We start from the raw sequence: 10,357 nt of genomic DNA, 5'->3' as shown, positions 1-10,357 counted from the left end.
GGCGACTGTTACGGACCATTCCGGCCGCCGCGAAAAGGTCCGTAGCTTTTGTCATGGAAGGCCGGTCACGCCGGTTCGGGGCGCGCGCGGCACACCGCGTCGAGCGCCCCGGCCACCCGCTCGACTACCGCCGGCCAGTCGCCGGGCCGCATCTGCCGGAACAGCGTCGCGGCCGGATACCACGGGCAGTCGTCGCGTTCGAGCAGCCAGCGCCAGTCCGGCACGCGCGGCAGCAGCACCCACACGGGCCGCCCGAGCGCGCCGGCCAGATGCGCGACCGACGTGTCGACACTGATCACGAGATCCAGCGTGTCGATCAGCGCGGCCGTTTCGGCAAAATCCGTCAGCGCATCCGCGAACGACAGCACGCCGCTGGCCGCGAATGGGTCCGCGTCGCGCGCCCGCATTTGCGGCTGCAGGCTCACGAAGGTCGCGTCGAGCGCCATCAGCGGCGCAAGCGCGACGAACGGTATCGAGCGGTTCTCGTCGTTCGCGTGACGCGGATTGCCGGACCATGCGAGCCCGACCCGCAGCCGGCCCGGCCGAGCAACCCGATCGACGCGCTGCGCCCATGCGTCGCGCCGCCGCGCATCCGCACGCAGGTACGGCCCATCGGCCGGCACCGTGTCGAGCGTCGTGCGGAACGCGTACGGCAGGCTCATCAGCGGGCAATGCAGATCGAACGCGGGTGTCGGCTGATCCTCGGTGACGATCCGGCTCACGCCGCGCAGCGTGCCGAGCAGTTCGCCGAGCGCGGCCGGCGCTTCGACGATCACGGTCGCGCCGAGGTCGTGCGCGAGGCTCGCATAGCGGCAGAATTGCAGCGTGTCGCCGTATCCCTGTTCCGCGTGCAGCAGCAGCGTGCGGCCCGCGAGCGGTTCGGCACCGGTCCACAGCGGCCGGTCGGCATGACGCCGGTGCAGCATCACGTCGGCCGCGTCCCAACGCGCCTCGTGCTGCCGCCATCCCGCATCGAAATCGCCCATCAGCAGCCGGCAGAACGCCTCGGAGCGGTGTGCGGCGCCATGATGCGGATCGCGCCGGCACGCGTCGGCATAATCTGCGAGCGCCGCGTCGTAGTCGCCGAGATGCTGGCGCGCGAGCGCACGCGTAAACAACGCCTGCGCCACTTCCGCCGGCGCGGCGGCCGCGGCCGCGTGGCTCGCGAGCGCTTCGTCGTAGCGGCCGAGCTGCTGCAATGCGAGCGCGCGGTTGTAATGCAGCTCGACATGCGGGCCCGTCAGCGCGAGCGCCGTGTCGTAATCGGCGAGCGCATCGTCGTACCGGCCGAGCGCGCGCAGCGCGGCCGCGCTGTTGCGTCGCGCGTCGATATCGTCGGGCTTGCGCGCCAGCGCTTCGCGATACGCGTACGCGGCTTCGTCGTAGCGTTCGAGCCCGAGCAGCGCATTGCCGCGTCCGACCCATGCGGCGACGTTGCCGCGATTCAGCGCGAGCAGCCGGTCGCAGCGCTTCAGCAATTCGTCGCGGGCATGCAGCAGATCCAGCGCGACGCAGCTCGCGTACAGCAACTGTTCGTCGTTCGGTAGCCGTGCAAGCCCTTCGTCGAGACACGCGAGCGCGTCGGCCGGCCGACCGAGTTCAGTCATCACCACGCCGCACGCATAGACGAGATCAGGGGTCTTGCCGCGCACGACCATCGCGAGCTGATAGCTATGCAGCGCCTGCTCGCGATGACCCAGCCCGCGCAGCGCATGCCCGCGCTCGGTATGCGCGGCCGGGTCGTTCGCATCGATCCGCAGCGCGCGCTCGATGCTGATCAGCGCATCGGCGGGCCGCTCGAGCCGCCTCAGCGTCTCGCCTCGCTTGCACCACGCCGCGGCGTGGGCCGGCTCGCACACCAGCGCGCGATCGTAGGCCGCGAGCGCTGCGTCGTATTGTCCGAGCGCGAGCAGCGCATCGCCGCGCGCCGCATTCGACGGTGCATGGTCCGGATCGGTCGCGAGCGCGCGGTCGGCAACCGCGAGTGCGTCGCGATGACGACCGACGCCGGTCAGCGCTGCCGCGTGGTTCGCGAGATTCCACGGCTGGTTCAGCCCGACCCGCATCGACCGCGCAATCAGCGGCTCCGCCCGCGCGGGATCGCCGAGCTTCAGGTGCACGAGGCCGAGCAGGTGCAATGCCTCGACGTTGTCGGGCGCCATCGTCAATACACCTTCGTAGAGCCGTCCGGCCCCCGCGAAGTCGCGCTGTTCGAGACGCGTGCGCGCATTACGTAGCGCATCGGCTAGCACCGAGCTCAACGGCACGGCGCCGACACCGAATCCGGCGAGCGGCGCAGCTTCACGGCGCGCACTCACCGCGCGCCCCCACCAACGAGCGTGGGCAATTCGGCCGCGATCCGCTCGACGACGGGCGCCCACTGTCCGCCCTCAGGCTGGCGGAACAACCGTGCGGACGGATACCACGGGCTGTCGTCCCGCTCGAGCAGCCAGCGGAAATCGGGCGTATGCGGAATCATCAGCGCCAGCGGCCGGCCGAGCGCGCCGGCGAGGTGCGCGACGGACGTATCGACGCTGACGACGCCGTCCATCAGCGTGGTCAGCGCCGCCGTGTCGGCGAAGTCCGCCAGATCGTCGCCGACGAAGCGGACCACGCTCGCGTCGAGCACCGGCCGATCCTCGTCGCGGACCACCTTCTGCAGGCTGATCCACTCGTAGCGGTCGTCGAACAGCGGCAGCAGATCCGCGAGCGTCATCGAGCGATTGCGGTCGTTCAGGTGCAGCGGGTTGCCGGACCACACGAGGCCGATGCGCGGCCGGGTCGATGCGCCGAGCCGTTCGCGCCAGCGCGCCACGCGCGCGGGATCGGCGGCGAGATACGGCACGCCCGCCGGAATCGACGCCAGGTCCGTGCGGAACTCGAGCGGCAGGCTCAGCAGCGGGCAATGCAGGTCGAACGGCGGCAGCGGTTCGCCGCGCGCGACCAGCGCGTCGACGCCGTCGAGCGTCGCGAACAGCGCCTTCAGTTCGACCGGCGCTTCGAGCACGACGCGTGCGCCGAGCGCTTTCACGAGCGCCACGTAGCGGCAGAACTGCAACGTATCGCCGAGCCCCTGTTCCGGGTACAGCAGGATCGTCTTCCCGTCGAGCGGCATCCCGTAGGTCCAGCGCGGCTGCGCGAACGCGCGCCGGCTCGCGTCGAGCTGCGTGTCGCGCCAGCGCCATTCATACTCGGCCCAGCCCGCTTCGAAATCGCCGATCGACAGGCACAGGAACGCGCGCATGCAGTGCGCGAGCACATAGTCGGGATCGATGTCGATCGCGTCCGCATACGCCTGCCGCGCGGCGTCGTGACGTCGCAGCGCGCGCAGTGCGTTGCCCTTGTGGAAGTGCGCGAGCTTGTCTTGTGGCGTCGCGTCGATCACGCGCGCGAAATCGTCGAGCGCGGCCTCGTAGCGGTGCGTTTCGAGTTGCACGCGGCCGCGCGTGAACCATGCGGGTACGAAACTCGCATCGAGCGCGAGCGCGCGGTCGCACATGTCGCGCGCGTCGTCGTGACGTTCGACGCGCATCAGCGCGCTCGCATAGTTGCACAGCACGCCGGTACTGCGCGGTTCCGCTTCGAGCGCGCGCGCATAGCTGTCGACCGCGTCGCGGTAGCGCTCCAGGTGGCTGGCCGCGTTGCCGCGGTTCGCGAGCGCCCGCGCATGGCTCGGATCGATCGCGAGCACGCGGTCGCAGCGTCCGAGCGCCTCGTCGTGCCGGCCTAGCTGCTCGAGCGCGATCGAACTGTTGAAGATCGCATCGACGAAGGTCGGGCTCGTCGCGATCGCCGCATTGAAATCCGCGAGCGCACATTCCGGATCGTGCAGGTCCAGATACGCGACGCCGCGCAGGAACAGCACCTCGGCACTGCCCGGCGTCTGCGCGAGCGCGTGGCCATAGCTGTCGACCGCATCGCGGAAACGGCCGAGTTCGCGCAGCGCGAGACCGCGCGCGCGCATCGCGTCGAACGAACGTCCGCCGAGTGTGATCGACCGGTCGCAGTCGGCGAGCGCTTCGTCATGGCGGCCGAGTGCGCGCAGCATGTCGCTGCGCTTCACATAGCCGTCGGCGAAGCCGGGCGTCAGTTCGAGCAGGCGATCGTAGACCGTGCGTGCGTCGTCGTGCCGCGCGAGTTGCGCGAGCAGCCCGGCGCGCTGAAACAATACGCGTTGATGGGCGGGATTGATCGCGAGCGCCTCGTCGAGACGCGCGAGCGCATCGTGCTCTCGTCCGAGTCCGGCCAGCACCGCCGCATAGTTCGCGAGCGCGAGCGGCACCGGCCGGCGCTCGACCGAACGCCGCATCAACGGCTCGGCATCGTCGAGCCGCCCCTGCTGGAAGCGCACCGCGCCGAGCAGGTGCAGCGCCTCGGGATGCTCGGGATCGAGCGTCAGCAATTCGGCATACGCGTTCTCCGCATGCTGTAGCGCGCCCTCGTGGTGCGCCTTGCGCGCACGCAGGAGCAGCCGTTCGAGCTGCGCGGCGTCGGGCGGACGGCGATCCGGCGCGACCGGCACGCTCGCGAATGTCGTCCCTTCCCCGTTCGGTGTCATCGTGTGGCTCCCACTGGTCGCTGTTCGCATCGCGTATCGTGTCTAACGTGTCATCGGCTCGAGCGCGGCACGCACCGCGTCGATCGCGCCCGCCCAGTCTCCCGGCGCCGGCTGCCGGAACAGCCGCGCGGACGGATACCACGGGCTGTCGCCGCGCGTACGCATCCAGCGCCACTCCGGCGGATCGGGCAGCAGCACCCAGACCGGGCGGCCCAGCGCGCCCGCCAGATGCGCGACCGCGGAATCGACCGCGATCACGAGATCCAGGGCGCCTATCAGCGCGGCCGTATCCGCGAAGTCGCCGAGTTCGTCTTCGACGCGGCGAACCGGTGCATCCGCGAGCAGCGCCTCGTCGCGCTCGCGCACGGGCTTCTGCAGGCTGATCCAGTCGACGTCGAGATCGAACAGCGGCGCGAGCCGCGAGAAATCGATCGACCGGTTGTGATCGTTGCGATGCTCCGGATTGCCGGCCCATGCGAGCCCGATCCGCGGCCGGCGCCGTTCGCCGAGCAACGCATCCCACTGGCGCGTGCGCTGCGGGTCCGCATGCAGGTAGGCCCCGGCGCGCGGAATGGTGGCTTCTTCGGTGCGAAACGCAAGCGGCAGGCTCAACAGCGGCGCCTGGCAGTCGAATGCCGGCAGCAGCTCGCCGCGCGCGATCACGTCGGTTGTACCGGACAACGACGCCATCAGCGCGCGCAGCGTCGGCTGCACCTCGAATACGACCCGTGCGCCGCGCGCGGCCACCAGCGGCACATAACGACAGAATTGCAGCGTGTCGCCGAAACCCTGTTCCGCATGAATCAGCACGGTCCTGCCGTCGAGCGGCGTGTCGCCCTGCCACGCCGGCTGCATGAACGGCCGGTAGTGCCGCGCAAGCTGCGCATCGCGCAGCCGCCATTCGTATTCGGGCCAGCCGCGCGCGAAATCGCCTTCGATCAGATACAGCGACGCGCGCGCGAAATGCGCTTCGGCGTAGTCGGGACGCAGCGCGATCGCGTGGTCGTACGCGGCGAGCGCGTCGTCCGTGCGTGCCGTTTCGAAATGCAGGTTGCCGCGATTGAGCCAGTTCGTCGCGTGATCGGGACGCAGCGCGAGCGCGCGGTCGAGCGACGCCATCGCTTCGTCGTAGCGATGCAGGTCCTGCAGCACGCTGCTGCGATTGGCCCACGCCTCGGCGAACCGCGCGTCGCGCGCGAGCGCCGCATCGTAGCTGGCCAGCGCGTCGTCGTAACGTTTCAGATAACGCAACGCCGTACCGCGGTTGCACAACGTCTCCGCCGCGTGCGGATCGAGCGCCAGCGCGCGCGCATAACCTGCCAGCGCGTCGTCGTAGCGCTTGAGCTGCAGCAACGCATTGCCGCGGGTCGCATGAGCGCGGACATGCTCCGGATCGAGCATCAGCACGCGCTCGCAGCGGGCGAGCGATTCGTCGGCGCGACCGAGCCGTTCGAGCGCCACCGCGCTGTTGTAAAGCACGTCGATGCGCGCGGGATCGGAAGCGATCGCTTCGTTGAAGGCGGCGAGCGCCTCACCCGGCCGATCGAGCTCGATCAGCGTGCGGCCGCGCTCGGCCATGATCGCGGCGACGCCGGGCCGGATCGCGTTGGCGCGATCGAAGCACTGCAGCGCGTCGGCCGGCCGCTGCAGTTCGCGCAACACGAGGCCGCGGTTGAACCACGACTCGAACGAACGCGGGTCGACCATCAGCGCGCGATCGTAGGTATCGAGCGCTTCGTCGAAGCGGCCCAGCGCACGCAACGCGCTACCGCGATTGCAGAGCGCATCGAGCACGAGCGGCGATACGGCGAGCGCGCGGTCGAACGACGCGAGTGCGTCGTCGTAGCGGCGCAGCCCGATCAGCGTATTGCCGCGACGCACGAGCGTCTGCACGTCGTCGGGCGTCGCGCGCAGCGCGGCCGCGAAATGCTCGAGCGCCTCGTCGATGCGGCCGCGCTCGCCGGCGATCGCGCCGAGGTCCGACAGCGCGCGCGTGCCGGGTGCGATCACGATCGACTGGCGCAGCAACGCTTCGGCGTCGTCCGCCGCGCCGCGCTGGAACTGCAGTACGCCGTACAGGTGCAGCGCCTGGGGATTGTCCGGCTCCTTCGCGAGCACCGCCAGATATTCGCGCGCAGCGTCGTCGAATCGTCCGGTGCTGTGCCAGTTTTGTGCGCGGCTCAGGATCGCCGCCGATTGCTGTTGCCCGCGCGCGTCGTTCCCCGACGCGCCCGCGTGTGCATCATGCCGGTGCTCGACCGTCACGTTCGCCCCCTTCCCGTTTGCCAATGCCGCCGCTGAACCGGCCGATGGAACCGGTCGCGGCGGTCATGCTCGCCACGAGACTAACGGACGGGCAATAACAGACGTATGACGAAAGTTACGGACCTTTTTGCCCGGGCGACGGAACGCGTTTCGGGTCGGGGCGGCACGCGCCGCCGTCACTGTCCGATCGGAATCGTCCGCACGTATTCGACCGCCGGCGAGCCCGTCGTGACCGCGAAGCGCACCCCGCGCGGCAGCGGCATCCCGAGCGACGTGATGTTGCTGACGCCGTGCTGCGCGAGGAACTGTGCGTAGGTCTGCTCGATGCTCACCTGGCTCGTCGTCCAGCCACCCGGCGGAATCCACACGGCCAGCTGCATCGACCGCGCATCGTTGCTGGCCACCACACGCGCGAACGCATCCATATGATGCAGCGCGTCTTCGACCTCGGCCAGCGACGCGAGCGGCTGCGACGCGCTGCGCGCGAGCTCGCGGCCCTTGAGCTGGTAGCGCACGACCTGCATCTGCGTCGGCCCGCCGCCGACACCGAGATGGCGCACCATCACCAGTTCGTTCGGGCGGATGCGCAGCGGCGGCCCGAACACTTCGTCGGCCGTCACCAGGTTCATCAGGTCGAACTGCAACTGGGAGAAATAGCGGCCGAGCAGACGCGTTTGCGCCAGATTCGACGCGATATCGTCGCGGCCGCGGATCGTCGCGTCGAGGCCGCGCCACGACAGCAGCGCGATCACGGCGAGCAGCGCGATCGCGACCAGCATCTCGATCAACGTGAAGCCGCGGGCGCGCGCCGCCGCGCGCGGTTCAGCGGCGCGCTTCATTCTGGATCACCGTTACGACTTCGGCGAGCACGTTGCGGCTCGACGCGGACGGATAGACGCTCACCGTCACGCGACGCACGAGCGGGCTCGGCAGTGCGGCCACCGACTGGCGGCACACGAACCGGTACCGGCCCTGCGGACATGCAAACGTGTTCGTGCCGACGGGCGGCCAGGTCGACGCGATGCGGATCTCGCCGAGCGCGTTATCGGCGCTCCACAACGCGAGCAGGCGCATGCGTGCCGTATCGGTATCCGACGCGAGCGCACCGATCGCACGCATCACGGCGCCGAGCGCCACCGCCACGATCGCCAGCGCGATCAGCACCTCGATCAGCGTGAATCCCCGTTCCGGCGCCCGCGCCGTGCGCGATTCGCCGCGCGCATGGCGGTTGTAGTCGGTGTAGTCGTCGCACATGACCTGCGTTCTTGTCGATGGGTCGCGTCGCCCGGCGTCCGGCGCCCAAACCGCGGCGCAGGCCGCATCGCCGGCGCGACGGGCGCCGTGCAAGAACGTTAAGCGCCGCGTATGGCACACACGTGTCGAATGGTACGGACCATTTGGCGCGGCAAGCGCGGACGGACCGGTGCGCCGGCGCACCGCGTGGCGGTATCGCGCGATGCAAGCAGCGCGGCAGGCGGAACACGGGAAAACGGGAAACGGCCGGGAAAAACCGTCCGGCAGGGGTGAAGGCGATCCTCGGGCGGGATCGACGCGACGGCGTCAGGCCGTCACGGCAGCGTCATACTCGGCGCGGGCAAGCTGGCCGGCGGCGTAAGCCTCGGCTTCGCCGCGAAAGCCTTCCCGGCTGAATGCGACGACTTTCACCCCGACGCCGGTCGCCCGCTTCACCGTCAGCGCCCATTGCCATCCGCCGTCTTGTTCGAAGACGTGCAGCGAGGGTTCGAAGGAAGGGTCGAGTACGGTCACGCGTTAAGCTCCTGCCCCCTTGCACGTTGCATCGGCAACGCACGGGGCATGTCGAAAAGGTCGCGCCGGTATGCGACGCGTTTCTGCTATTCGACAGTCTAGTTAATGATTGTTGCGACGCACCATCAGAGGTTTCACTCATCTATCGGAACCGGACGGTCGATCGAATATGCCTGAAATCCATATGGGACGGGCCTCAGAGCCATTTCAGGCCACATGGCAAAACGCTCATGCGGCAACGTGCCGCACATGCCGCCAATTGCTTGTCTCGCCCGTTCATGGGTCGAAAAAACGGGGCGGGAATCGCCCGGCCACCCGGGCACCGCTTAACGGTCAGTTTCACCGGCCCATACCGGCCGGCATCACGCGCCGGAATGTCAGGTTGACGCGCTCGCCCTGCACGCTCGGCGCCTTCGGCACGCGATGCTGCCATTCGGCCTGCGTACGCCCGCGCATCACCAGCAGGCTGCCATGCACGAGGCGATACGCATGCGTGACGCCGGTCGCGCGATGGCGAAGATCGAACACGCGCATCGCGCCGAGGCTCACCGACGCGATCACCGGCGCATCGCCGAGTTCGGGCTCGTTGTCCGCGTGCCAGCCGAGGCTGTCCTGCCCGTTGCGGTAGCGATTGAGCAGCACGCTGTTGAAGTGCGCACCGCACGTCGCCTCGACCGCGCGCTTCAGGTCGAGCACGGCCGGCGTCCACGGCGCCGGCACGTTGCGGATCCCCGAATACACGTAAACGGCATCGGGCTCGCCCTGCCACGCGGTGAGCCTCGGCAACGGAATGCGTCCGCGCGGCGTGCGGATCGTGTCCTGCCGCCACGCTACCTCGCCGATCAGCGCGGCCAGCGCGCGATCGGCATCGGGTTGCGCGAGCCAGTCCGGGTACCAGTCCACGTCTGGCGCGGGCGTATCGGTGAAGAAATCGGACGTCGACATGTCGGGAGGAAACGGGCGATGAACGGGATGAACAGCGCATGTCTGCATACTAGCCAACGGCGACGCCCGCCGCCATGCGCTGTCATTCGCCGATGAAAGAAACCGCCGCGCACCGCGATGCGCGTTCGCGCATCACGCTATCATCGCCGCGCGCCCTGCCGAGGGGGCCGCTTTCTTCCGCCATGCCTGCCGGCGCGACCCGGCCGATTGCTTTCCGGATCCCATCATGACGACGCTCTCCGATTCCGCCCTCGATCAACTGTTCCTCACCGCGCGCACGCACAACGCGTGGCAGGACAAACCCGTCGACGACGCGCTGCTGCACCGGCTGATCGACCTGATGAAATTCGGCCCGACGTCGGCGAACTCGAGCCCCGCGCGCTTCGTGTTCGTCAAGTCGCCCGAAGCGAAGGCGCGCCTGAAGCCCGCGTTGTCCCAAGGCAATCTCGCGAAGACGATGGCCGCGCCCGTCACCGTTATCGTCGCGATGGATTTCGCGTTCCTCGATCACCTGCCGCGCCTGTTCCCGCACGCCGACGCACGCAGCTGGTTCGCCGGCAACGATGCGCTGATCGAGGCCACCGCGTTCCGCAACTCGTCGCTGCAAGGCGCGTACCTGATCCTCGCAGCACGCGCGCTTGGCCTCGATGCGGGCCCGATGTCGGGCTTCGACTGCGCGAAGGTCGATGCCGAATTCTTCGCGGGCACCGCGATCAAGAGCAATTTCCTCGTGAATCTCGGCTACGGCGATCCGGCCGGCCTGCTCCCGCGCAGCCCGCGCTTCGACTTCGACGATATCGCCCGCATCGAATGACGGGGCTC

The 10,357-nt window shown here is 69.1% G+C and carries 8 protein-coding genes; 1 reads left to right on the top strand and 7 read right to left on the bottom strand.

What is annotated here, in order from left to right; translation table 11 throughout:
• Positions 1-65: 65 nt before the first annotated feature.
• From DM992_RS31000 to DM992_RS30970, 7 genes are all read right to left on the bottom strand, one after another.
• Complete coding sequence (locus tag DM992_RS31000) at positions 66-2,267, bottom strand: tetratricopeptide repeat protein (protein WP_111020493.1); 2,202 nt, start codon at positions 2,265-2,267, stop codon at positions 66-68.
• Between the two features lie 47 nt (positions 2,268-2,314).
• Positions 2,315-4,558 carry a tetratricopeptide repeat protein gene (locus tag DM992_RS30995; RefSeq protein WP_111019954.1) on the bottom strand — a complete coding sequence of 748 codons (2,244 nt, stop codon included), beginning with the start codon at positions 4,556-4,558 and terminating at the stop codon, positions 2,315-2,317.
• A gap of 42 nt (positions 4,559-4,600) precedes the next feature.
• Positions 4,601-6,823, bottom strand: coding sequence for a tetratricopeptide repeat protein (locus DM992_RS30990; protein WP_111020492.1), 2,223 nt, complete (start codon positions 6,821-6,823; stop codon positions 4,601-4,603).
• 176 nt (positions 6,824-6,999) lie between these two features.
• Positions 7,000-7,662: a prepilin-type N-terminal cleavage/methylation domain-containing protein gene (locus DM992_RS30985; protein ID WP_111019953.1), complete on the bottom strand. Its 663-nt coding sequence runs from the start codon at positions 7,660-7,662 to the stop codon at positions 7,000-7,002.
• Positions 7,646-8,077, bottom strand: coding sequence for a type II secretion system minor pseudopilin GspI (gspI, locus tag DM992_RS30980; RefSeq protein WP_111019952.1), 432 nt, complete (start codon positions 8,075-8,077; stop codon positions 7,646-7,648). Before gspI ends, DM992_RS30985 begins: the two co-directional genes overlap by 17 nt.
• Before the next feature lie 306 nt (positions 8,078-8,383).
• Positions 8,384-8,590, bottom strand: coding sequence for a hypothetical protein (locus DM992_RS30975; RefSeq protein WP_034180396.1), 207 nt, complete (start codon positions 8,588-8,590; stop codon positions 8,384-8,386).
• A gap of 339 nt (positions 8,591-8,929) precedes the next feature.
• The gene (locus DM992_RS30970; protein WP_111019951.1) at positions 8,930-9,535 is read right to left on the bottom strand and encodes an alpha-ketoglutarate-dependent dioxygenase AlkB; all 606 of its coding nucleotides are present in this window, start codon (positions 9,533-9,535) and stop codon (positions 8,930-8,932) included.
• Positions 9,536-9,761: 226 nt separating this feature from the next.
• Here DM992_RS30970 and DM992_RS30965 point away from each other — a divergent pair, with 226 nt between their 5' ends.
• The gene (locus tag DM992_RS30965) at positions 9,762-10,349 is read left to right on the top strand and encodes a malonic semialdehyde reductase (protein ID WP_111019950.1); all 588 of its coding nucleotides are present in this window, start codon (positions 9,762-9,764) and stop codon (positions 10,347-10,349) included.
• The last annotated feature ends 8 nt before the right edge of the window (positions 10,350-10,357 follow it).

This window comes from Burkholderia sp. JP2-270 (assembly GCF_003233675.1).
Taxonomy (GTDB): Bacteria; Pseudomonadota; Gammaproteobacteria; order Burkholderiales; family Burkholderiaceae; genus Burkholderia; species Burkholderia pyrrocinia_C.
Note: the sequence above shows the minus strand (reverse complement) of the source record. Positions and strands in the feature narration are given on the sequence as shown.